This is a genomic window from Streptomyces sp. NPDC049585 (genome assembly GCF_040675615.1).
Lineage (GTDB): Bacteria > Actinomycetota > Actinomycetes > Streptomycetales > Streptomycetaceae > Streptomyces > Streptomyces luteosporeus.
Genome location: NZ_JBFAPE010000023.1, coordinates 37,971 through 58,480 on the forward strand (window position 1 = coordinate 37,971; position 20,510 = coordinate 58,480).

Here is a 20,510-nt window from a genome sequence, read left to right on the forward strand (position 1 = left end):
GTGTGCCGTCCCTTCGGCTAGCCCTTGACGGCGCCCTCCCCGACGCCTCGGAAGAAGTACCGCTGCAGGCAGGCGAACATCACGACGAGCGGGGCGACGGCGATGACGGTTCCGGCGGCGACCAGGCGCGGGTTCTGCGTGAAGGTGCCGTGCAGGAAGTTCAGGCCGACGGTGAGGGTGAAGTGCCGGGGGTCGGACAGGACGATCAGTGGCCACAGGAAGTCGTCCCAGGCGCCCATGAAGGAGAAGATGGCGACGACGGCGAGCGTGCCGCGTACGGCGGGCAGGCCGATGCGGGTGAAGCGCTGCCAGACGGTGGCGCCGTCGATGACGGCGGCTTCCTCCAGTTCGCGGGGGACGGCGGCGAAGGCGCCGCGCATGAGCAGGACGTTGAGAGCGCCGATGGAGCCGGGCAGGACGACGGCGGTGAGGGTGTTGTTCAGGTGCAGTTGCCGCATCAGGGTGAACTGGGCGACGACGACGGACTCCACGGGCACCAGCAGGGCGGCGACGAACACCAGCGTGGCGGCCCGGCGTCCGGCAAAGCGCAGTCGGGCCAGGGCGTAGCCGGCGAGGGAGGCGCCGGTGACGTTGGTGACGACGGAGGCGAGGGCGACCTTGAGCGAGTTCAGGGCGTAGTCCCACACGGGGATGATGTCCGCGACCTCGGCGTAGTTGTGCGCGGTGGGGTGGCGGGGCACCAGGCGCGGCGGGGTGGTGTAGATGTCCTCGGTGGTGCCCTTGAAGGAGGTGGACAGCTGCCACAGGAAGGGGCCGACGGTCAGGGCCAGGACGGCCAGCATCAGGGTGTAGCGCAGGGCTTTCTCCCAGGCGGGGGTGCGCATCGTCAGGCGTCCTCCTTCCGGTCGGCGCGCAGGACGAGCAGCATGAGCAGCAGGGCGACGGCGAAGACGACGAGGGAGAGGGCGGAGGCGTAGCCCAGGCGGCCGCCCAGGCCGGTGCCGGCGCGCTGGACGAGCATCACGAGGGTGGTGTCCTGGCCGGCCGGGCCGCCGGTGGGGCCGGCCAGGAGGAAGACCTCGGAGAAGACCTTGAAGGCGGACACCGAGGACAGGGCGGCGACCAGCACCATGGTGGGGCGTACGGCCGGGACGGTGACGCTGACGAAGCGGCGCAGGGCGCCGGCGCCGTCGACGGCGGCGGCCTCGTGGAGTTCGCGGGGGACGTTGGCGAGGGCCGCGAGATAGACGACCATGTAGTAGCCCAGACCCTTCCACACGGTCAGGGCCATGGCGCTGGCCAGCAGCAGCCAGGCGTCGCCGAGGAAGGACACCGGCCCGGCGCCGAGGGTGTGCAGGATGCCGTTGACCAGGCCGCGGTCGTCGAGGATCCAGGCCCAGATGAGGGCGGCGGCGACCACCGAGGCGACGACGGGGGTGTAGAAGGCGGAGCGGAAGAAGGTGACGCCGGGCAGCTGCTTGTGGACCAGCAGGGCGAGCAGCAGCGGCAGGACGACGGTGAACGGCACGACGAGGACGACGTAGAGGGTGCTGTTGCGCAGGGCCGTCCAGAACTGTTCGTCGTCCGCCATGGCGCGGAAGTTCGCGAGGCCCACCCAGTGGCCGGGGCTCAGGGCGCGGGCATCGGTGAAGGCGCTGCGGACGGTGGCCAGGAAGGGGTGGAGGCCGAAGGCGGTGACGACGGCGAGGCCGGGCAGCAGGAACAGCCAGGGGCTCGCGGCGCGGTGCGTACGGACGCGGGCGGGTCGGCGGCGCGGCATGGGGCGGGGTCAGTCCTGGCGCAGCAGCTGGTTGCTGCGGGCGACGGCGTCGTCGAGGGCCTGCCGGGGGGACTTGCTGCCCTGGAGGGCCTTGGCGACCTCGTTCTTCAGGACGGTCTTCATCTCGTCGCTCATCACCACGGGCGTGTAGTTGACGGCCCCCTTGAGCATGCGGGCGGAGGCGACGCGGACGCGTCCTTCGTCGGTGCCGTCGTCGCGGGTCCAGTAGGGGCCGTCGAGGGAGCCCCTGGTGCTGGGGAAGACGGCGACGCGGTGGGCGAAGGCCTCCTGGTTCCTGCGGTCGGTGACGAAGTGGGCGAAGGCGATGGCGGCGGCCTTGTGCGGGCTGCGCCGGCCGACGGCCAGGCCCATCACGTACATGTTGGGCCGGCCGGTGTTGTTGGGCGCGTCGGTGATGCCGAGGTCGCGGTAGAGGGTGGGCGCGTCCTTCTTGAAGGTGTCGAGGTCGTGGGCGCTGCCGGGATTCATGGCGACTTTGCGTTCCAGGAATTTCTGGCCCGATTTCTCGGGGGTGTTGGTCAGCGCCTGCGGGTCGAGTCCGCCGTGGTCGTAGAGCTGTTTGTAGCGGGTGAGCAGTTCGACGCCCTTGGGTTCGTTGTAGGTGAACTTCGTGGCGTCGTCGTTCATCAGGCGCACGCCGTAGCGGCCGAAGTCCTCTATGGAAGGGGTGCCGGCGAGGGTGGCGATGCGGCCGCCGGAGACGCGGGCCATCGTCTCGGCGGCGGCGAAGAGGTCGTCGTAGGTCTTCGGTGGTTTCTCCGGGTCGAGTCCGGCGTCCTTGAAGAGTTTCTTGTTGTAGAAGAGGGGCCCGGTGTTGAGGTACCAGGGGAAGGAGTAGGCGCCTCCCAGCCCGGGCAGGGTGTTGCCCTCCCAGGCCTCCGGCGTGTACTCGTCCTTGTAGCGGGCGGCGGCCTTCTCCTTGTCCAGGTCGACCAGCAGCCCGGCCTTGGCCAGGGGGTGGGAGAGGTCGGGCGAGACGTTGACGACGTCGGGCAGGGTGCCGGCCGCGGCATCGGCGCCGAGCTTGTCGGCGTAGTGCTCGGCCGGCTGGTCGAGCCAGGTCACCTTCACGTCCGGGTACTGCTTCTCGAAGTCGCGGACGAGGCCCTCGAAATAGTCCTTGTACTTGGCCCGCAGGTTCCAGGTCTGGAAGGTGATGCGGCCTTCGGGCTTTCCGTCCGCCGGGGTGTCCGCGGCCTCCTCCCCGCCGGTGCCGCAGCCGGTGAGGGCAAGGGCCGCGGCGAGCAGGAGGGCGGTGGCCGCGGTGGTTCTGTGCGGTGCGGGCATGGCCGGCGAGCTCCTTCGGTCGGGCCGGGTGGTGCCGGTGGGCCGGGCGGAGACTGCACAAGAATTCGGGCAGCACAAAACCTGCACCCGCGAAGGGAGTTGCGTCAACACTGCCGCCGCGCGCTAATGCGCTTTAGGGCGTGTCCGGCGGATTGTCGTCACGCGCCACCATGGCGCCCCGTCAGGGGCGCGGGGCGGTGTCGCTCTGCGGCTGCGCCGCCCCCCCTGACGGGGCACTGCGCGATCCGCCGGACACGCCTGGCCGTCGGTGGCCGGTCGCACCCACGCGGCGGCAGCCGCAGATCGGACACTGCCCCGCGCCCCTACGGGGCACTGCGTGATCCGCCGGACACGCCCTAGTGTGGGCGCATGCGCCGACTGCCGGCCCGTCGCCCGACGATGAAGGACGTCGCCCGGCGCGCGGGGGTCTCCGAGAGCGCGGTGTCCTTCGCGCTCCACGGCCGCCCGGGCGTCTCCGCGGCGACGCGCGAACGCGTGCTGCGGGTGGCGCAGCAGCTGGGCTGGCGGCCGAGCACCGCCGCCCGCGCCCTGTCGGGCGAGGGCGCGGCCACCGTGGGGCTGGTACTGGCGCGGCCGGCCCGCACCCTGGGCGTCGAGTCGTTCTTCCTCGGCCTGGTCTCGGGCGTGCAGGAGGTGCTGGCCGCCCGCGGACTGGGACTGCTGTTCCAGGTGGTGGAGGACGTGGCCGCCGAGTGCGCGGTGCACCGGCGGTGGTGGGCCGAGCACCGGGTCGACGGCCTGCTGGTGGTCGACCCGCGCGAGCACGACCCACGGCCGGCCCTGCTGGCCGAACTGGGCCTGCCCGCCGTGCTCGTCGGTGCCCCCGGCCGCGACGCGGCGCCGCCGGGTGCGCCGGTGAGCGTGCTGCGGTCGGACGACGCCGCGGCCATGGCCTCGGTCGTGGAGCACCTGTGCGCGCTGGGGCACCGGCGCATCGTGCACGTCGCCGGGCCGCCGGAGCTCGCGCACACCCGGCGCCGGATCGCCTCCCTGCGGACGGAGGCCGCCGCGCGCGACCTGCCGGAGGTGGCGTCCTTGACCACCGACTACTCCGACGCCCGGGGCGCGGAGGTCACCCGGCGCCTGCTGGCCTCGGCGCACCCGCCGACCGCGCTCGTCTACGACAACGACGTGATGGCGGTGGCGGGCCTGGCGGTCGCCGCCGCCCGCGGCGTGCCGGTGCCGGCCGGGCTGTCGGTGGTGGCATGGGAGGACTCGGTGCTGTGCCGCACCGCCCACCCGCCGCTGACCGCGCTCGCGCGCGACCCGGCCGCGTTCGGCCGCGTCGCGGCCGGCCTGCTCCTGCCCCTGCTCGATGGCTCCCCGCCGGCGGACGTCCCGGCCGCGCTCCCCCGCCTGCTCGTGCGCGAGAGCACGGGACCGGTGCGCGGAGCCCCGTAAGGGGCGCGGGGCAGCGCCGAATTGCGGCTGCCGCCGCGTGGGCGCGACAAGCCACGACGCGCCCGCAGATTCCCGGACCCCGGGGTGGCGTGTCGACTGCGGGCCGTCGCCGGCTGATCGCGCCCACGCGGCGGCAGCCGCGGGAATCCGGGCCGCGCGGTCGAGCGGCTGGACGCCCCGCTCCGACGGCTCGCCGTTCGAGCTGCGCCTTTCCGCCGCCGGCCGACCGGGACGGAGCGCCGGAGGGTCCAAGAAATGGTTTGCCGACCCGGTGGCTGTGTGTCACCGTTCGGCCTGGACCGGCAGTTGATCATCGGCGGCCGGTCGATGTCGACATGTCGGCGACCTCTCGGGGATCCACCGGAGAGGTGACGAAACGATGGGAACCGGTGCCGTGGGCAACAATTACGAGGACGAGTGTCGCCGGTCGTTGGCCGAGGAGCAGGCGAAGAGCCTTGCCGAGACCAACCACTGGGAACATGTGGACAGGGAGCGGGTCCACCAGGACTGGGACGTCCTGTACCGGGAGATCACGGCTTTCCTGGACGGCGGCTCCCTGCCAGGGGACCAGCAGGTCCAGGAGCTCGTCCGCAGGCACTTCGACATCGCCTGCCGGTTCTACACCCCCTCCAGGGAGGCTTACGTCGGCATGTCGCTCTTCTACGCCGAGGACGAGGCCATGAGGGCGTTCCACGATTCCTACCACCCCGGGTTGGTGGATTTCCTGGGCGCCGCGATCAAGGTGTTCGCCGAGCAGGGGAGCGGGTTCGCCCCCAGCGCAGGGGCCGAGGCTTCGGCGTAGTCGGGCGGCACGGGCCAGGACGTGCATGGACGGGGTGGGCCCCAGGCTGCCTCAGCCCCTGGGAGAAGGAAGCAGAGACCAGGGTCTCGGGCTGGTGCCGAGACAACATCGTGCGTGAGGACGACTTCGTCTGCGCCTTCTGCGGGAGTGATCTGCCCGCGGCGTGGAACGTGGATCCCGCTGCGTGAGACCGCGGGTCACAGCCACTCGTCAATGGTCGCGACGAGGACGGTCGCCTCGTCGCGGACGGCGAGCTTGTCGTATCGCCTGGCGACAGCGCGATGTCTCTTGAGGCGGTTGATCCCGCACTCGACCGCGTGACGCTCGCGGTAGTCGGCCGGGTCGCATCCCGGCGGCCGGCCGCCGCGGGAGCCGAGCTTCCGGCGGTTGCGCGCCTGGTCGGCCTTGTCCGGGATGGTGCAGCGGATCCCGCGCCGGCGCCGCGCGAACGTCCCGGCCCGTGATCGCCGGTCTCGGTCAACACGCCACCCTGTGGTTCTTTCTGCAGGTCACCCTGCTTGCGGGCCCCGGCCGCATGCTGATGAGCGCGGCACGCCGTGGAGTCGACGCTCAGGTCCCATGTGATCGCACCTTCCGCGTTGGCCGTGCCACCCGCAGCAGCATGGGCTTCGAGTCGTTCCCGCGCCTGCGGGGGTAGCTCCGGATCTCAGCCAGCAGCCTGTGGAGCAGCCGGGCGGGCCCGGCGGCGGCATGCCGCAGCGATCACTGTTGGCAGCTCGCCCGAGGTGCAGGACATTTTGCGCGGGCACTCCGAGTCGTGGAAGGACCGTCCGAGTGACGAGCCCGGCACGCAAAACCGGCGCGTTGAGACGTAACGTGCCCCCACCCAGGCGGGTGGGAGCACGTCAGATGGTGGCCTTGGGTTCCTGTCACCAGCCGATGCTGGGCCAGAATTGGATCAGCCAGTGCTCCACCGGCTCTTCGTCTATGTCGTCGAGTTCGTCCTCGTCGTAGGTTGGGTCGATGAACTGGGGAGGATCTTCCTCGTGGACGGGGACGTCGTCACGGCGCATCAGGAGGCGGAGGTCGTATCGGCCGTTCGGGAGCTCCAGCTGCCCCACGGGGTCACCAAACAGGCTCAGTACAGATACCTTGTCACCGAGCGTGACACCGAGAAAGCTGCGCTGGTAGTCCCAGTGGCCGGGCGGGGTGTTCTCCGGAGCCTGGGAGAGATGCTCGAGCCTCACAGCCGGACAGGCCGACGGGTCATCGCTGTTGAGGCGTATCCCTGCGCCTGGGACTACTACGACACCATCGTCGTGGGGACGTTGGGAGAAGACGATTGTGCCAACGTCGGTGGTGCCGTACTGAACCGAGGGTCGTAGGTCTACATAGGACACCAATGACATGTCGAATCACCCTATGGTCTGCAGCGTGCTGACGGATCGCTTCTGGCGGGGGTGGCGTGCTGTGTTCAGCCTAGGGCGATCAGCGCATCCCAGCCGTTGCTGTTGACCTCCTGGTACCGGCTGAACCAGGGGAGGTCTCCGGCGGGATTTCGGTCGACTTCGGGATCGTCCCAGAAGCGGAACAGCTTTTCGCCACGGATACCCCAAAGGTCCAGGGTGGGATTTTGGCGCTGTCGGCTCCCGGATCGGGCGCAGTAGGTGATGACAAGAGCCCCGCACTCTCGGGTGCGGGGCTCTTGTCATCCACGGGCGTCTCTTTGAGGTCGCCGGGCGGCGTTAGCCGGTCCGTGGACGGGATCGAGTTGGGGCGCGCGGGCGGTAGCGAAATGGCGTGGCCGTTGGACGGTGGCGAGGTCGGGTGGAGCTGCGGGGCCACGGCGGCCGCCCAGGTTCGCGAGTGTCTGCAGGGTCGTGCAGACCTCGAAGGGACCGGTCTCGACTGGCGGTGACCGATGACGTGGAGCGCTGCCGCTGGGCGCGGTGGGAGGCCGTCATCAGCCTGTCCTGCAGCCTTAGGCGGAGCCTTATGACCTGCGGAGATTTGCATCGTGCCACGTCAGTGCCTCAGCTTCACATGGGCGCCGCCCCGCTGGCCCTGTCGTCCCCACACCCGCGGGCTAGCTCGCGGGACCCGGGCAAGCCCGATCCGGAGAAGCCGTCGTCCCCGCACCCGCGGGAGTAAGGTGCCGGTGCGCGGATCCGGCCGGGGCCGAAGGAGCGGGAGCTGTAATGAGCGAGTACCAGCAGAGGTTGCGGGAGGCGGTGCTCGCCGCGCCGGTCGTCGAGGCGCCGGCGCCCTGGGAGCGGGTCGGGCGCACGTGCATACCCGTCGGGGGGCTGCTCGGCATCGGTTTCGCCGTCGATCCCGGCAGTGGGCACGATCTGGTCATGGTGGTCTCCACCGGCGGCCACGGGCTCTTCGACGCGGTCACCGGGGAGAAGATCGCGCGCGAGTACGACCCGGACGGCGAGGACGCCACCCCCGACGGGGTGGCCGATCTGACGTGCCCGGGGCTCGGTCCGGTGGCGGGCACGCGCGTGCACATCGCGGGGCTCTTCGGGGGCGGTCTGCACTCGGGGACCGGCGACGGGTGGTGCGTGGAGGCGGTCGGCCCCGACTGGCCCGCCCACCGGGTGCTGTTGTCGGCCGGCGGCGGGATCCGGCGGGGAGCGCACGGCGAGAGCTGGTGGCACGTCTTCCATGCGCACTACTCGGAGTTCCGTGCGGCGGGCTTCTCCCCGTCGGGACGTACGCTCGCGGTGGCCACCAGCAGCGACCTGAGCCTGTGGACGCGCCCGCCTCACGGAGCGCCGTAGACCGGGCCCGGCAGGCGCATGCGGGGCAGAAGGGCGCGTACCGCGCGGCCCGCCTCGGCGGGGGTCCAGCGTTCTCCCTTGTCGGTGGTGGGGCCGGGGTGCCAGCCCTCCATGACGGTGATGCGGCCCGCCTCGGCCTCGAAGACCTGGCCGGTGACGCCGTCGGAGTCCGCCGAGGCCAGCCACACCACCAGCGGTGAGACGTTGGCGGGGGCCATGGCGTCGAAGCCGCCGTCCGCGGGCGGGGCCATGGCCTCGGCGAAGGGGCCCTCGGTCATGCGGGTGCGGGCGGCGGGGGCGAGGGCATTGACCTGGACGCCGTAGCGGGCGAGTTCGGCGGCGGCCACCAGGGTCAGGGCGACGACGCCGGCCTTGGCGGCGGCGTAGTTGGCCTGGCCCACGCTGCCGAGCAGTCCGGCGCCGGAGGTGGTGTTGACCACGCGCGCCTGCGGGGTGCGGCCGGCCTTGGCCTCGGCGCGCCAGTGCGCCGCGGCGTGGCGCAGGGGCAGGAAGTGGCCTTTGAGGTGGACGCGGACGACGGCGTCCCAGTCGTCCTCGCCGAGGTTGACGAGCATCCGGTCGCGCACGAACCCGGCGTTGTTGACCAGGGCGTCCAGGCGCCCGTACGTCTCCAGGGCGGCGGCGATCAGGGAGGCCGCGCCCGCTGCGGTGGCGATGTCGCCGGTGTGGGCGACGGCCTCGCCGCCGCGCCGCCGTATCTCCTCGGCGGTGCGCTGTGCCGGGTCCGTACTGGCGCCGGTGCCGGCGGGGTCGGTGCCGAGGTCGCCGACGACGACGCGGGCGCCCTCGGCGGCCAGGGCGAGGGCGTGGGCGCGGCCCAGGCCCCGGCCGGCGCCGGTGACGGCGACGACGCGGCCGGCGCAGATTCCGTTCACTGATCCGCTCCCTCGGTCGTGGGGCCCCCGCCGGCGGCGGCGAGGAAGGCGGGGCGTTCCCCGCCGCCGTGGACGAGCAGGCTGGCCCCGGTGATGTAGGCGGCGCGGTCGGAGGCGAGGAAGACGGCCGCCTCGCCGATCTCGTCGGGTTCGGCGAGGCGGCCGGCGGGGACGGTGCCGGCGACGGCGGCGAGGCGGGCGGCGTCGCCGTAGTGCAGGTGGGCGGATTCGGTGCGCACGAGGCCGGCGACGATGGTGTTGACGCGTACGGCCGGGGCCCATTCGACGGCCATGGTGCGGGCGAGGTTCTCCAGGCCCGCCTTGGCGGCGCCGTAGGCGGCGGTGCCGGGCGAGGGGCGGGTGCCGCTGACGCTGCCGATCATCACCACGCTGCCGCCTTCCGGTTGGCCGGCCATGATGCGCCGGGCGGCGAGGGAGGCGGCGAGCGGGGCGAGGAGGTTGAGTTCGACGATGCGGGCGTGGCGTTCGGCGGGGGCGGCGTCGAGGGGCCGGTGGGGGGTGCCGCCGGCGTTGTTGACCAGGACGTCGAGCCTGCCCGCGAGGGTGGCGACGCGGTCGAGGAGGTCGTCGGCGGCTCCGGGGAGGCGCAGGTCGGCGGGCAGGTAGTGGGCGCTGCGGCCGGCGGCCTCGACGGGGGCGGCGGGCGGCCGGCGGGCGCAGACGACGACGTGGGCTCCGGCGTGCAGGAAGGCGCGGGCGATGCCGGCGCCGACGCCGCGGGTGCCGCCGGTGACGAGGGCGACCCGGCCGTGGAGCAAGCAGGTTGTGCTCATTCACGCGCCTCCCCGGGCGACCGGGCGGCTGCTACCGTCGACAGCGACCGGTACACCTAACAAATGTTTGGTGAAAAGGTAGCCCATGGGCATCTCCACCGCACGCCCGGAGCGCGGCATCGCCGTCGTGACCGTCGACTTCCCGCCCGTCAACGCCCTGCCCGTCGACGGCTGGCACGCCCTGGCGGACGCGGTGCGCGCCGCGGGCGCCGAACCGGCCGTCAACTGCGTCGTCCTGACCGCCGCCGGGCGCGGCTTCAACGCCGGCGTCGACCTCAAGGAACTGCAGCGCCCCGACGGCCACACCGCGCTGGTGGCCGTCAACCGCGCCTGCGCGGAGGCCTTCTGTGCCGTCTACGACTGCCCCGTCCCGGTCGTCGCCGCCGTGCACGGCCACTGCCTGGGCGGCGGAATCGGCCTGGCCGGCACCGCGGACGCCCTGGTCGCCTCCGACGACGCCGTCTTCGGCCTGCCCGAGCTGGACCGCGGCGCGCTGGGGGCTGCCACCCATCTGGCGCGGCTCGTCCCCCAGCACCTGATGCGCACCCTCTTCTTCACCTCGCGCACCCTCACCGCCCGCGAACTGCACGGCCACGGCGCGGTCTGGCGCGTGGTGCCGCGCCCGGAACTGGCCGGTGCGGCCCTCGCCCTGGCCCGGGAGATCGCGGCCAAGGACGGCGTGCTGCTGCGCCTGGCCAAGGCCGCGCTCAACGGCATCGACCCCGTCGACGTGCGCCGCAGCTACCGCTACGAACAGGGCTTCACCTTCGAGGCCACGCTCGCGGGCGCCGGCGACCGGCACCGCGACGCCTTCGTCAGCCGTCACCATGGAAGGGAGCCGTCGTGACCGCCGACAAGACGATGACCGCCGACGAGGCCGTGGGCCGCCTGGCGGACGGCATGACGATCGGCATCGGCGGCTGGGGCTCGCGCCGCAAGCCGATGGCGCTGGTACGGGCCCTGCTGCGGTCGTCCGTGACGGACCTGACGGTGGTCTCCTTCGGTGGCCCGGACGTCGGGCTGCTGGCGGCCGCCGGCCGCATCCGCCGGCTGGTCGCGGCTTTCGTCACCCTCGACTCCATCCCCCTCGAACCGCACTTCCGCGCGGCCCGGCAGCGCGGCGAGCTGGAGCTGACCGAGCTGGACGAGGCGATGGTGATGTGGGGCCTGACCGCGGCCGCGCACCGCCTGCCGTTCCTGCCGGTACGCGCGGGCCTGGGCTCGGACGTGCTGCGGGTCAACCCGCAGCTGCGCACGGTTGTCTCCCCGTACGAGGACGGCGAGGAGCTGGTCGCGGTGCCCGCCCTGGCCCTGGACGCGGCCCTGGTGCACCTCAACCGCGCCGACGCCCGCGGCAACGCCCAGTACCTGGGCCCCGACCCGTACTTCGACGACCTGTTCTGCGAGGCCGCGCGCGAGGCGTACGTCAGTTGCGAACGCGTCGTGGAGCCGCAGGAGTTCGCGACCGCCGCGGGCCCGCAGAGCCTGCTGGTCCAGCGGCACTGCGTCACCGGAGTGATCGAGGCGCCGCAGGGCGCCCACTTCACCTCCTGCGTGCCCGACTACGGGCGGGACGAGCGCTTCCAGGCCGCGTACGCCCGGGCGGCCGCCGACCCCGCGGCGTGGCGCGCGTTCACGGCGCGCTTCCTGTCGGGGGACGAGGAGGAGTACCGGGCCGCGGTCGCCGCCTGCGCACGGGAGGCGGCGTGAGCGGCACGGGGCCGGCGAGCCGGGCGGAGATCTGCGTGGTGGCGTGCGCGGAGGCCTGGCGCGGCGACGGCGAGGTCCTGGCCGCGCCCATGGGCCTGATCCCCACGATCGCGGCCCGGCTGGCCCGGCTGACCTTCGCCCCCGACCTGCTGCTGACGGACGGCGAGGCGCTGCTGGTCGCCGACGTGCCCGCCGTCGGCGCCCGGGCGCGGGTCGCCGAGGGCTGGCTGCCGTACCGGCGGCACCTGGCCCTGGCGATGGGAGGCCGGCGGCACGTGATGATGGGCGCGAGCCAGCTCGACCGCTACGGCAACCAGAACATCAGCTGCATCGGCGCCTGGGAGCGGCCCGACCGGCAGCTGCTGGGCGTGCGCGGGGCGCCGCTCAACACGCTCAACCATCCCACCAGTTACTGGATTCCCCGGCACTCTCCGCGCGTGCTGGTCGAGCGCGTCGACATGGTCTGCGGCGTCGGCAACGACCGCGCGGCCGCGGCCGGCCCGTCCGCCATGCGCCACCACTGCCTGCGGCGCGTGGTCACCGACCTGGCCGTCCTGGACTTCGCCACGCCCGACGGCCGCCTGCGCGTCCGCTCGCTGCACCCGGACGTCACGCCCGAGGAGGTACGGCAGGCCACCGGATTCCCCCTCGACGTCCCCGCCGGCGCACCGCGCACCCGCCGGCCCACCCCGGCCGAACTGCACCTGATCCGCGAGGTGCTGGACCCGCAGGGCCTGCGGGAGAAGGAGGTGCCCCGGTGAGCGCGCCCGTCCTGCCCACCACGCCCGTGCTGCCCACCGCGCTCACCCGGCTGACCGGTGTCACCCATCCCCTGGTGCAGACGGGCATGGGCTGGGTGGCCGGCCCCCGCCTCGTGGCGGCCACGGCCGAGGCCGGTGCCCTGGGCATCCTCGGCGGCGCCACCATGTCCCCGGCCGCCCTGCGCGCCGCGGTGCGCGAGGTCGCCTCGCGCACCGGCCGGCCCTTCGGCGTCAACCTGCGCGCGGACGCGGCGGACGCGGCCGAGCGCTGCGCGATCCTGGTGCAGGAGGGGGTGAAGGTCGCCTCCTTCGCACTCGCCCCCGTCCCGCAGCTGATCGCCCGCCTCAAGGACGCCGGAGTGGTGGTCGTGCCCACCGTGGGCAGCCGACGGCACGCGGAGAAGGTCGCCGCCTGGGGCGCGGACGCGATCGTGGTGCAGGGCACCGAGGGCGGCGGCCACACCGGGCCGGTGGCCACCGGCGTGCTCCTGCCGCAGGTGCTCGACGCGGTGGACGTCCCCGTGATCGCCGCCGGCGGCTTCCACGACGGACGCGGGCTGGCGGCCGCCCTCGCCTACGGCGCCTGCGGCATCGCCATGGGCACCCGCTTCCTGCTCACGGCGGACTCCACCGTGCCGGCGGCCGTCAAGGCCGCCTACCTGGCGGCCGGCGTGCGGGACGTCACCGTCACCACCAAGGTCGACGGGCTGCCGCACCGGATGCTGCGCACACCCTTCGTCACCGGCCTCGAACGGGCCGGGCGCGCGGGGACGTTCGTACGGGCCCTGCGGCACGCGGCCGCCTTCCGGCGGCTGACCGGCATGCGGCGCAGGGATCTGCTGCGCGACGGGTGGGCCATGAAGCGCTCCCGGGACCTGATGTGGAGCCAGGTGCTGCTGGCGGCGAACGCGCCGATGCTGCTGCGCGCGGCCATGGTGGAGGGCCGCGTGGAGGCCGGGGTGATGGCGGCGGGACAGGTCGCGGGCGTCATCGACGACCTGCCGAGCGTGGCGGAGCTCGTGGAGCGGGTGATGGCGCAGGCCTGCGCGACTCTGCGAGGCTTGCCCCGACCGTGACCGCGCCCGAAGGAGGCCCCGTGCCGGACGCCCGCTCGTTGTGGCAGCTCGTCGAACCGGTGCACGCCGTGGCCTACTTCGCGCCCGAGGTGCCGGCGGCCTTCCACAAGGCGGGGCTGCGCGGCTGGTGGCGCGCCTACTTCGCCGGCCGCGCCGCCCCGCTGGGCGCCGTCGGACCGGCCCAGGTGACCGCCTCCTTCTTCGGCTTCGCCCCCGCCACCGTGGCCCGCGCCCTGCCCGCGATCTGGGACACCGTGCCCCCGTACGCCGCACTGCGGCTGCGGCGTACGGGCGCCCGCGCCGCGCTGGGCCGCCTGCTCGCCGGGCACGAGGAGGCGACCGTACGGGCGGCCGGGCTGCTGAGCACGGTGGTGGACGGGCTCGACTGCGCCGGGCGCGTCCTGGCCGCCGCCAACGCCGCCCTCGCCCTGCCGGACGACCCGCTGGAGCGCCTGTGGCACGCGGCGACGGTGCTGCGCGAGCACCGGGGCGACGGCCACGTCGCGGCCCTCGTCGCCGCCGGCCTCGACGGCTGCGAGTCCCTGGTGCTCCGGGCGGGCAGCGACGTGCCCCGCTCCGAGCTGCAGCCGTACCGGGGCTGGACGGACGAGGAGTGGGAGGCGGCCGCGCGCCGGCTTGCGGCGCGGGGCCTGCTCAGGGCGGACGCGCGCGTGACGGAGGAGGGACGGGCGCTGCTGGCCGCTGTGGAGGAGGCGACGGACCGGGCGGCGGGCCGCGCGCTGGAGGGAGCACCGGACGCCGAACTGGCGGCCGCCCTCGCGCCGCTGGCGCGCGCCTGCACGGCGGCCCTGCGCTTCCCGAACCCGATCGGCCTGCCACGCCTGCCCGCGGCAGGCTGACCTTTGAGTACGCTCCCCCATCGTGCACTTTTCGGTTGACGCTCTTTTATTCGACAGTGACGACACAGTGGTCTCGACGCGTCTGGTCTCCCGCGTATGGCGGCAGTGGGCGCAGTCGTACGGCATGAGCCTCGACGAGGTGAAGGCCCGGGTCCCCGTCCACGGCCGGCCCGCCCGGGCGATCATCGCGGAGCTCCTGCCCGGCCCCGACGTGGCCGGCGCCGTCCGGCGCCTGGAGGAGGCGGAGGTGGCGGACGCGCTGGCCGGCAACGTCACCGCGGTGGCCGGGGCCGCCGAGCTCATCGCCTCGCTGCCCGCGGACCGCTGGGCCGTGGTGACCTCCGGCTCCCGCCGCGTCGCCGAGGCGCGCCTGGCCCACCTGGGGCTGCTGCCCGAGGTGCTCGTCACCGTCGACGACATCACCCACCACAAGCCCCACCCGGAACCCTTCCTCCTGGCAGCCGAGCGACTCGGCCTCGATGCGGCCCGCTGCGCCGTCGTCGAGGACTCCCCCGCCGGCCTGGCCTCCGGGCGGGCGGCGGGCATGACGACCATCGCCCTGACGACCACCCACGCCGCACACGATCTCGAGGCGGATGCGACGGTGGAGGACCTCACCGGGATCACCGTGCGCGTCGCGCCGGACGGACGGCTCCGGGTCACGGTCGGCTGAGGGAGAACACCTACAGCCGCTCGATGATCGTCACGTTCGCCTGCCCGCCGCCCTCGCACATCGTCTGCAGGCCGTAGCGGCCACCGGTGCGCTCCAGTTCGTGCAGGAGCGTCGTCATCAGGCGCGCCCCGGTGGCGCCCAACGGGTGGCCCAGGGCGATGGCGCCGCCGTTGACGTTGACGCGCCCGGGGTCGGCGCCCGTCTCCTTCAGCCACGCCAGGACCACCGGCGCGAACGCCTCGTTGACCTCGAAGAGGTCGATGTCGTCGACGCCGAGGCCCGCCCGCTGCAGGGCGCGGGCCGTGGCGGGGATGGGGGCGGTGAGCATGCGGATGGGGTCCTCGCCCAGGGCGGAGAGGTGGTGGATGCGGGCGCGCGGGGTGAGGCCGTGGTCGCGCACGGCCCGTTCGCTCGCGAGGAGCAGGGCCGCCGCGCCGTCGGAGACCTGCGAGGAGACGGCCGCGGTGAGCCGCCCGCCGGGCACCACGGTGCGCAAGGCGGCCATGGCCGCCGCCGAGGTGTCCCGGCGCGGGCCCTCGTCGGCGCCGATGCCCTCGTACGCGGCGCTCTCGCGGGCGAAGCGCCCTTCGTCGGCGGCCTGCACGGCCCGCCGGTGGGAGCGCAGGGCGTACTCCTCCATCTGCTCGCGGGTGATGCCCCACTGGTCGGCGATCAGCTCCGCGCCGTGGAACTGGTTGACGGGCTTGTTGCCGTAGCGGGCGCGCCAGCCGCGGGAACCCGCGAAGGGGCCCTGGACCAGGCCGAGGGGTTCGGCGGCGCGGTGGAAGGCGTAGCCGATGGGCACCTGCGACATGCTCTGGGTGCCGCCGGCGACGACGAGGTCCTGGGTGCCGGAGAGCACGGCCTGGGCGGCGAAGTGGACGGCCTGCTGGCCGGAGCCGCACTGCCGGTCGACGGTGACGCCGGGGACGTGTTCGGGCAGGCCGGCGGCGAGCCAGGCGGTGCGGGCGATGTCGCCGGCCTGCGGGCCGACGGTGTCCAGGCAGCCGAGGACCACGTCGTCGACGGCGGCGGGGTCGGCCCCGGTGCGCCGCAGGAGTTCGGTGATGACGTGGGCCGCCAGGTCGGCGGGGTGGGCGCCGGCGAGGGCCCCGCCCCGCCGCCCGACGGGGGTGCGTACGGCTCCTGCGATGTAGGCCTCGGCCATGACCGTCTCTCCTCACTCGCGCAGGGCGTCTTCCTCACTCGCGCAGGGCGATGCCCTCCAGGACGATGGACAGGTACTGCTCGGCGATCTCCTCGGGGCCGTGGGTGCCGTCCGGCCGGTACCAGGAGGCGGCGACCCACACGGTGTCGCGCAGGAAGCGGTAGGCGAGCCGGACGTCGAGGTCGGCGCGGAAGGCGTCCTCGGCGACGCCGCGCCGCAGCACCGTCAGCCACATGTCCTCGAAGCGCTCCTGGGAGGCGGCGAGGTAGCCGAAGCGCGGGTGGCCGGCCAGGTGGCGGGCCTCGCGCTGGTAGATGGCGACGGCGGCACGGTGCCGGTCGATCTCCCGGAACGACTCGGTGACCAGGGCCCGCAGGGTCTCGCGGGGCGTCAGGCCGGCGGCGAGGACGGCGTCGTAGCCGGCCCACAGCTCGTCGAGGAACGCGGAGAGGATCTCGTCGAGCATCGACTCCTTGGAGTCGAAGTGGTAGTAGAGGCTGCCGGCGAGGATCCCCGCCTCGTCGGCGATGCGGCGGACGGTGGTGGCGCTGTAGCCGTGCTCGGCGAAGACGGACGCCGCCGTCGCCAGCAGTTCGGAGCGGCGCCCGGGGTGGGGCCTGGGGGTGGTGGTGGGCACGCGGCCATTGTCCGTCACGGGTGGCGGCTGCTGACGGAGACGGTCTCGCCGGTCATGTACGAGGAGTAGTCGCTGGCGAGGAAGACGACGACGTTGGCGACCTCCCACGGCTCGGCGGCCCGGCCGAAGGCCTCGCGTGCGGTGAGCTCCTCCAGCAGGGCGGGGGTGGTGACCTTGGCCAGGTGCGGGTGGGCGGCGAGGCTGGGGGCGACGGCGTTGACGCGCACGTGGAAGTCGGCCGCCTCCAGGGCCGCGCAGCGGGTGAGGGCCATGACGCCGGCCTTGGCGGCCGCGTAGTGGGCCTGGCCGCGCTGGGCGCGCCAGCCGGCGACGGAGGCGTTGTTGACGACGACGCCGCCGTGCCCGTGGGCCCGCATGCGGCGCAGAGCGGCGCGGGTGCAGCGGAAGGTGCCGGTCAAGGTGGTCTCCAGGACGCGGTGCCACTGTTCGTCGCTCATGTCGGCGAGCTCGGCGGTGCCGCCGAGCCCGGCGTTGTTGACGAGGACGTCGAGGGGGCCGTGGCGGGCCTCGGCGAGGTCGAGCAGGCCGGCGACCTGGTGCTCGTCGGTGACGTCGCAGGGGGTGCCGGTGACGCGGTCGGCGCCGAACTCGCCGGCGAGCGCGTCCACGGCCTGCGCGAGGCGGCGTGCGTGGGCGTCGCCGAGGACGACGTGGGCGCCCTCCTCCAGGAAGCGGCGGGCGGTGGCCCCGCCGATGCCGGTGCCGGCGGCGGCGGTGACGACGGCGGCGCGGCCGGCGAGCAAGCCGTGGCCGGGCACGTAGGACGGCACCTCGACGCTGCTCATGGCCGTACGGTAACCTACCAAACACTTGTTAGGGAAGGACGGTTGATGTCCGCTGACCCGACACCCTTCGACGACAGCCCTTCCGACGTGGTGCGCTACGAGCGGCGGGGCCCCGTGGCCACGGTCACCATGAACCGGCCCGCGTACCGCAACGCCCAGAACTCCGCGATGACCTACGCCCTGGACCGGGCGCTGTACACGGCGGCGGCCGACGACACCGTCAAGGTGGTCGTCCTGGCGGGCGCCGGGAAGCACTTCTCGGCCGGTCACGACATCGGCACGCCCCAGCGCGACGCCCACCTGCCGCACGCGCGCGTGGCCGGGCTGTGGTGGGACCACGCGGACAAGGCGGGCGCCGAGCAGCGCTTCGCCCGCGAGGCGGAGGTCTACCTGGGCATGTGCCGACGCTGGCGCGAGCTGCCCAAGCCGATGATCGCGAGCGTGCAGGGCGCGTGCGTGGCGGGTGGGTTGATGCTGGCCTGGGTGTGCGACCTGATCGTCGCCGCCGACGACGCCTTCTTCGCCGACCCGGTGGTGCGCATGGGCATCCCCGGCGTCGAGTACTTCGCGCACCCGTGGGTGCTGCCGCCGCGCGTCGCCAAGGAACTGCTGTACACCGGCGACCGGATGGACGCCCGGCGGGCGCACGAGCTGGGCATGGTCAACCGCGTGGTGCCGCGCGCCGAACTCGCCGCCGCCACCCTCCGGTTGGCCGAGCGCGTGGCCACCATGCCGCGCCTGGGACTCGCGCTCGCCAAGCGCGCCGTGAACCAGGCCGAGGACCTGCAGGGCCTGCACACCGGCCTGGACGCGGCGTTCGCGCTGCACCACCTCGCCCACGCGCACAACGCCGAGACCTCCGCGGACCCGCTGGCCGGCCTGGACGCCAAGGCCATGGCCCGGGCCGCGAAGGACACGTAGAAGGACGCCGGGATGGACCTCGACCTCGCACCCGAGGACGCCGCCCTGCGCGCCGGGGCCCGCGCGTGGCTCGCGGCCCACGTGCCCCCGGGGCCGCTGCCGTCGCTGGAGACTGCAGCGGGCTTCGCCGCGCACCGCGCCTGGGAGCGAACGCTGCACGAGGCCGGCTGGTCGGTGGTGTCCTGGCCGCAGGAGTACGGCGGGCGGGGCTGCTCCCTGCTGCAGTGGCTGGTCTTCGAGGAGGAGTACTGGGCGGCCGGCGCCCCCGCCCGGGTCTCGCAGAACGGCACCCAGTTGCTCGCGCCGACCCTCTTCGCGCACGGCACGCCCGCGCAGCGGGCGCGGATCCTGCCGGCGATGGCGAGCGGCGAAGTGGTGTGGGCGCAGGCATGGTCGGAACCGGAGGCCGGTTCCGACCTCGCCTCCCTGCGCTCGGCCGCCGTCCGCACCGATGGCGGCTGGCTGCTGCGCGGCCACAAGACCTGGTCGTCGCGGGCCGCGTTCGCCGACCGCGCCTTCGGGCTCTTCCGCAGCCATCCGCGTGCGGGGCGGCCGCACGAGGGGCTGACGTACCTGCTGTTCCCGCTGCGCGCGCCGGGCGTGACGGTGCGGCCCGTCGGCCGCCTGGACGGCAGGCCGGCCTTCGCCGAGATCTTCCTGGACGACGTCTTCGTGCCCGACGAGGACGTGGTGGGCGAGCCCGGGCAGGGCTGGCGGGTGGCCATGAGCACGGCGGGCCACGAGCGCGGGCTGATGCTGCGCAGCCCCGGCCGCTTCGGTGCGGCCGCGCGGCGCCTGGCCGCCCTGTGGCGCGCCCGCGGCGGCGATCCGGCCCTGCGCGAGCGGGTCGCCGACGCACTGATCCGGGCCCGCGCCTACCAGTTGTACGGGTACGCGCAGGCGTCCCGCCCCCCGTCGGCGCCCGGTGCGCAGGCCAGCCTGACGAAGGTCTTCTGGTCCGAGCTGGACCTCGCGCTGCACGAGACGGCCCTGGACCTGCTGGGCCCCGAGGGCGAGGTGGCGGGGCAACCATGGGCGGAGGGCTGGCTCTTCGCCCTCGCCGGGCCGATCTACGCCGGCACGAACGAGATCCAGCGCGATGTGATCGCCGAACGGCTGCTGGGACTGCCGAAGGGACGGCGCGGATGAGGTTCGCCCCGGACGCCGAGCAACGGGCCTTCTCCCAGCTGCTGGAGCGGGTCCTGGCCGGGGCGGAGGTACCCGCGGCCGTACGGGCGTGGGCGCGCGGCGAGCACGGTCCGGGCCGCGCGGTGTGGCGGCGGGCCGCCGACGCGGGGGTGTTCACGCTCGCGGTGCCGCAGGAGTACGGGGGCGCGGGCCTGCTGCCCGTCGAGGCGGGCCTGGCCTTCACCGCGCTGGGCCGGCACTGCGCGCCCGGGCCGCTGGTGGAGACGGTGGCGGCCGCGGTACTGCTGGCCCGACTGGCCGAGGCGGGCGAGGCGGGCCCGGCACGCCGGTGGCTGACCCGGGTGGGCGCGGGTGGCGCGGTGCTGACACTGGCGGCGCCCGCGGCAGGGCCGTCGGCGCTGGACGCGGATGCCGCGGACGCACTGCTCGTGGTGGAGGGCGACGTGCTGCGGCTCGCCCCGGGCCACGGCCCGGTGCGGGCGTCGGTCGACCCCGCCCGGCGCCTGGCCGCCCCGGACGGCGGCGGCGAGATCCTCGCGGCGGGCCGTGCGGTGCGCGAGGCCGCGACGCAGGCCGCCGCGTGGGCGGCGTACGCGACCGCCGCACAGGCGCTCGGCGTGGGGACGGCGCTGCTGGACAAGGCGGTGGCGCACGCCCGCCGGCGTACGCAGTTCGGCCGGCCCGTGGGGTCCTTCCAGGCGGTCAAGCACCGGCTGGCGGACACGCTGATGGGCCTGGAGTTCGCCCGTCCCCTGCTGCACGGGGCCGGCGTGGCGCTGGCCTCGGGTGCGGCGACGGCCGCGGGCGAGGTGGCGGCGGCCAAGGCGGCCGCGGGCGAGGCGGCGTACGCGGCGGCGCGCAGCGCGCTGCAGGTGCACGGGGCCATGGGCTACACCGCCGAGTACGAGTTGTCGCTGTGGCTGGGCAAGGCGCGGGCGCTGCGGACGGCGTGGGGCACTCCGGAGCACTGCAGGGAGGTCGCTCTCGCGGAACTGTTTCACGAGTAATTCCTTCACGAGTAAAACACCTGCTAATCTTT

22 protein-coding genes are annotated in these 20,510 nt (G+C 74.1%); 12 read left to right on the top strand and 10 right to left on the bottom strand.

Annotated features, from left to right (window positions below; translation table 11 throughout):
* Positions 1-17: 17 nt before the first annotated feature.
* Genes AB0K17_RS22255 through AB0K17_RS22265 form a run of 3 tightly spaced genes read right to left on the bottom strand, consistent with a single transcriptional unit; the run spans position 18 to position 3,049 of the window.
* The gene (locus tag AB0K17_RS22255; RefSeq protein ID WP_365983983.1) at positions 18-845 is read right to left on the bottom strand and encodes a carbohydrate ABC transporter permease; all 828 of its coding nucleotides are present in this window, start codon (positions 843-845) and stop codon (positions 18-20) included.
* 2 nt (positions 846-847) lie between these two features.
* Positions 848-1,741, bottom strand: a complete 894-nt coding sequence (locus AB0K17_RS22260) for a sugar ABC transporter permease (RefSeq protein WP_365983984.1) — start codon at positions 1,739-1,741, stop codon at positions 848-850.
* Positions 1,742-1,750: 9 nt separating this feature from the next.
* Positions 1,751-3,049 (bottom strand): sugar ABC transporter substrate-binding protein, encoded by a 1,299-nt coding sequence (locus tag AB0K17_RS22265; RefSeq protein ID WP_365983985.1) that lies wholly within the window; start codon positions 3,047-3,049, stop codon positions 1,751-1,753.
* A 369-nt stretch (positions 3,050-3,418) separates the two neighbouring features.
* On the opposite strand from AB0K17_RS22265, the gene AB0K17_RS22270 reads away from it, so the two are divergent.
* A complete protein-coding gene (locus tag AB0K17_RS22270) occupies positions 3,419-4,471 on the top strand; it encodes a LacI family DNA-binding transcriptional regulator (protein WP_365983986.1) in 1,053 nt (350 codons plus the stop codon).
* A 379-nt stretch (positions 4,472-4,850) separates the two neighbouring features.
* Positions 4,851-5,273 carry a TipAS antibiotic-recognition domain-containing protein gene (locus tag AB0K17_RS22275; protein WP_365983987.1) on the top strand — a complete coding sequence of 141 codons (423 nt, stop codon included), beginning with the start codon at positions 4,851-4,853 and terminating at the stop codon, positions 5,271-5,273.
* Between the two features lie 197 nt (positions 5,274-5,470).
* On the opposite strand, the gene AB0K17_RS22280 is transcribed toward AB0K17_RS22275, so the two are convergent.
* Together AB0K17_RS22280 and AB0K17_RS22285 are read right to left on the bottom strand one after the other, a co-directional pair.
* Positions 5,471-5,701 carry a transposase gene (locus tag AB0K17_RS22280; protein WP_365984034.1) on the bottom strand — a complete coding sequence of 77 codons (231 nt, stop codon included), beginning with the start codon at positions 5,699-5,701 and terminating at the stop codon, positions 5,471-5,473.
* Positions 5,702-6,163: 462 nt separating this feature from the next.
* Positions 6,164-6,643 carry a hypothetical protein gene (locus AB0K17_RS22285; RefSeq protein ID WP_365983988.1) on the bottom strand — a complete coding sequence of 160 codons (480 nt, stop codon included), beginning with the start codon at positions 6,641-6,643 and terminating at the stop codon, positions 6,164-6,166.
* Positions 6,644-7,432: 789 nt separating this feature from the next.
* Between AB0K17_RS22285 and AB0K17_RS22290 the strand changes: the two genes are divergently transcribed.
* On the top strand, positions 7,433-8,020 hold the full coding sequence (locus AB0K17_RS22290; RefSeq protein ID WP_365983989.1) for a hypothetical protein: 588 nt from the start codon (positions 7,433-7,435) through the stop codon (positions 8,018-8,020).
* Here the strand turns inward: AB0K17_RS22290 and AB0K17_RS22295 are convergent.
* Both AB0K17_RS22295 and AB0K17_RS22300 read right to left on the bottom strand, forming a co-directional pair.
* Complete coding sequence (locus tag AB0K17_RS22295) at positions 8,005-8,916, bottom strand: SDR family oxidoreductase (RefSeq protein WP_365983990.1); 912 nt, start codon at positions 8,914-8,916, stop codon at positions 8,005-8,007. The genes AB0K17_RS22290 and AB0K17_RS22295 overlap by 16 nt on opposite strands.
* Positions 8,913-9,710 carry an SDR family oxidoreductase gene (locus AB0K17_RS22300; RefSeq protein WP_365983991.1) on the bottom strand — a complete coding sequence of 266 codons (798 nt, stop codon included), beginning with the start codon at positions 9,708-9,710 and terminating at the stop codon, positions 8,913-8,915. Before AB0K17_RS22300 ends, AB0K17_RS22295 begins: the two co-directional genes overlap by 4 nt.
* An 85-nt stretch (positions 9,711-9,795) precedes the next feature.
* On the opposite strand from AB0K17_RS22300, the gene AB0K17_RS22305 reads away from it, so the two are divergent.
* Genes AB0K17_RS22305 through AB0K17_RS22330 form a run of 6 tightly spaced genes read left to right on the top strand, consistent with a single transcriptional unit; the run spans position 9,796 to position 14,790 of the window.
* The gene (locus AB0K17_RS22305; RefSeq protein ID WP_365983992.1) at positions 9,796-10,557 is read left to right on the top strand and encodes an enoyl-CoA hydratase family protein; all 762 of its coding nucleotides are present in this window, start codon (positions 9,796-9,798) and stop codon (positions 10,555-10,557) included.
* Between the two features lie 14 nt (positions 10,558-10,571).
* On the top strand, positions 10,572-11,420 hold the full coding sequence (locus AB0K17_RS22310; RefSeq protein ID WP_365984035.1) for a CoA-transferase: 849 nt from the start codon (positions 10,572-10,574) through the stop codon (positions 11,418-11,420).
* The gene (locus AB0K17_RS22315; RefSeq protein ID WP_365983993.1) at positions 11,417-12,181 is read left to right on the top strand and encodes a CoA-transferase; all 765 of its coding nucleotides are present in this window, start codon (positions 11,417-11,419) and stop codon (positions 12,179-12,181) included. Before AB0K17_RS22310 ends, AB0K17_RS22315 begins: the two co-directional genes overlap by 4 nt.
* Before the next feature lie 29 nt (positions 12,182-12,210).
* A complete protein-coding gene (locus AB0K17_RS22320; protein WP_365984037.1) occupies positions 12,211-13,257 on the top strand; it encodes a nitronate monooxygenase in 1,047 nt (348 codons plus the stop codon).
* 20 nt (positions 13,258-13,277) lie between these two features.
* Positions 13,278-14,117, top strand: a complete 840-nt coding sequence (locus AB0K17_RS22325) for a hypothetical protein (protein WP_365983994.1) — start codon at positions 13,278-13,280, stop codon at positions 14,115-14,117.
* A 22-nt stretch (positions 14,118-14,139) separates the two neighbouring features.
* Positions 14,140-14,790: an HAD-IA family hydrolase gene (locus AB0K17_RS22330; RefSeq protein WP_365968543.1), complete on the top strand. Its 651-nt coding sequence runs from the start codon at positions 14,140-14,142 to the stop codon at positions 14,788-14,790.
* Positions 14,791-14,800: 10 nt separating this feature from the next.
* Here AB0K17_RS22330 and AB0K17_RS22335 read toward each other — a convergent pair whose 3' ends face one another.
* From AB0K17_RS22335 to AB0K17_RS22345, 3 genes are read right to left on the bottom strand one after another with little or no spacing between them, the layout of a single operon-like run.
* Positions 14,801-15,958, bottom strand: a complete 1,158-nt coding sequence (locus tag AB0K17_RS22335) for an acetyl-CoA C-acetyltransferase (protein ID WP_365968544.1) — start codon at positions 15,956-15,958, stop codon at positions 14,801-14,803.
* A 34-nt stretch (positions 15,959-15,992) separates the two neighbouring features.
* Positions 15,993-16,595 (bottom strand): TetR/AcrR family transcriptional regulator, encoded by a 603-nt coding sequence (locus AB0K17_RS22340; protein WP_365968545.1) that lies wholly within the window; start codon positions 16,593-16,595, stop codon positions 15,993-15,995.
* 14 nt (positions 16,596-16,609) lie between these two features.
* Positions 16,610-17,401 (bottom strand): SDR family oxidoreductase, encoded by a 792-nt coding sequence (locus AB0K17_RS22345; RefSeq protein ID WP_365983995.1) that lies wholly within the window; start codon positions 17,399-17,401, stop codon positions 16,610-16,612.
* Between the two features lie 45 nt (positions 17,402-17,446).
* On the opposite strand from AB0K17_RS22345, the gene AB0K17_RS22350 reads away from it, so the two are divergent.
* Genes AB0K17_RS22350 through AB0K17_RS22360 form a run of 3 tightly spaced genes read left to right on the top strand, consistent with a single transcriptional unit; the run spans position 17,447 to position 20,478 of the window.
* Entirely contained in the window at positions 17,447-18,322 is an 876-nt protein-coding gene (locus AB0K17_RS22350; protein ID WP_365983996.1) for an enoyl-CoA hydratase, read from the top strand.
* Between the two features lie 12 nt (positions 18,323-18,334).
* Positions 18,335-19,471: an acyl-CoA dehydrogenase family protein gene (locus AB0K17_RS22355; protein ID WP_365983997.1), complete on the top strand. Its 1,137-nt coding sequence runs from the start codon at positions 18,335-18,337 to the stop codon at positions 19,469-19,471.
* On the top strand, positions 19,468-20,478 hold the full coding sequence (locus AB0K17_RS22360) for an acyl-CoA dehydrogenase family protein (protein ID WP_365983998.1): 1,011 nt from the start codon (positions 19,468-19,470) through the stop codon (positions 20,476-20,478). Before AB0K17_RS22355 ends, AB0K17_RS22360 begins: the two co-directional genes overlap by 4 nt.
* The last annotated feature ends 32 nt before the right edge of the window (positions 20,479-20,510 follow it).

Bases quoted from the DNA above. Each gene is read 5' to 3' on its own strand.
- AB0K17_RS22355 (WP_365983997.1), top strand. From the start codon at position 18,335: ATGGACCTCGACCTCGCACCCGAGGACGCCGCCCTGCGCGCCGGGGCC.
- AB0K17_RS22290 (WP_365983989.1), top strand. From the start codon at position 7,433: ATGAGCGAGTACCAGCAGAGGTTGCGGGAGGCGGTGCTCGCCGCGCCG.
- AB0K17_RS22350 (WP_365983996.1), top strand. From the start codon at position 17,447: ATGTCCGCTGACCCGACACCCTTCGACGACAGCCCTTCCGACGTGGTG.
- AB0K17_RS22255 (WP_365983983.1), bottom strand. From the start codon at position 845: ATGCGCACCCCCGCCTGGGAGAAAGCCCTGCGCTACACCCTGATGCTG.
- AB0K17_RS22305 (WP_365983992.1), top strand. From the start codon at position 9,796: ATGGGCATCTCCACCGCACGCCCGGAGCGCGGCATCGCCGTCGTGACC.
- AB0K17_RS22275 (WP_365983987.1), top strand. From the start codon at position 4,851: ATGGGAACCGGTGCCGTGGGCAACAATTACGAGGACGAGTGTCGCCGG.
- AB0K17_RS22300 (WP_365983991.1), bottom strand. From the start codon at position 9,710: ATGAGCACAACCTGCTTGCTCCACGGCCGGGTCGCCCTCGTCACCGGC.
- AB0K17_RS22265 (WP_365983985.1), bottom strand. From the start codon at position 3,049: ATGCCCGCACCGCACAGAACCACCGCGGCCACCGCCCTCCTGCTCGCC.
- AB0K17_RS22335 (WP_365968544.1), bottom strand. From the start codon at position 15,958: ATGGCCGAGGCCTACATCGCAGGAGCCGTACGCACCCCCGTCGGGCGG.
- AB0K17_RS22285 (WP_365983988.1), bottom strand. From the start codon at position 6,643: ATGTCATTGGTGTCCTATGTAGACCTACGACCCTCGGTTCAGTACGGC.
- AB0K17_RS22260 (WP_365983984.1), bottom strand. From the start codon at position 1,741: ATGCCGCGCCGCCGACCCGCCCGCGTCCGTACGCACCGCGCCGCGAGC.
- AB0K17_RS22345 (WP_365983995.1), bottom strand. From the start codon at position 17,401: ATGAGCAGCGTCGAGGTGCCGTCCTACGTGCCCGGCCACGGCTTGCTC.
- AB0K17_RS22270 (WP_365983986.1), top strand. From the start codon at position 3,419: ATGCGCCGACTGCCGGCCCGTCGCCCGACGATGAAGGACGTCGCCCGG.
- AB0K17_RS22360 (WP_365983998.1), top strand. From the start codon at position 19,468: ATGAGGTTCGCCCCGGACGCCGAGCAACGGGCCTTCTCCCAGCTGCTG.
- AB0K17_RS22310 (WP_365984035.1), top strand. From the start codon at position 10,572: ATGACCGCCGACGAGGCCGTGGGCCGCCTGGCGGACGGCATGACGATC.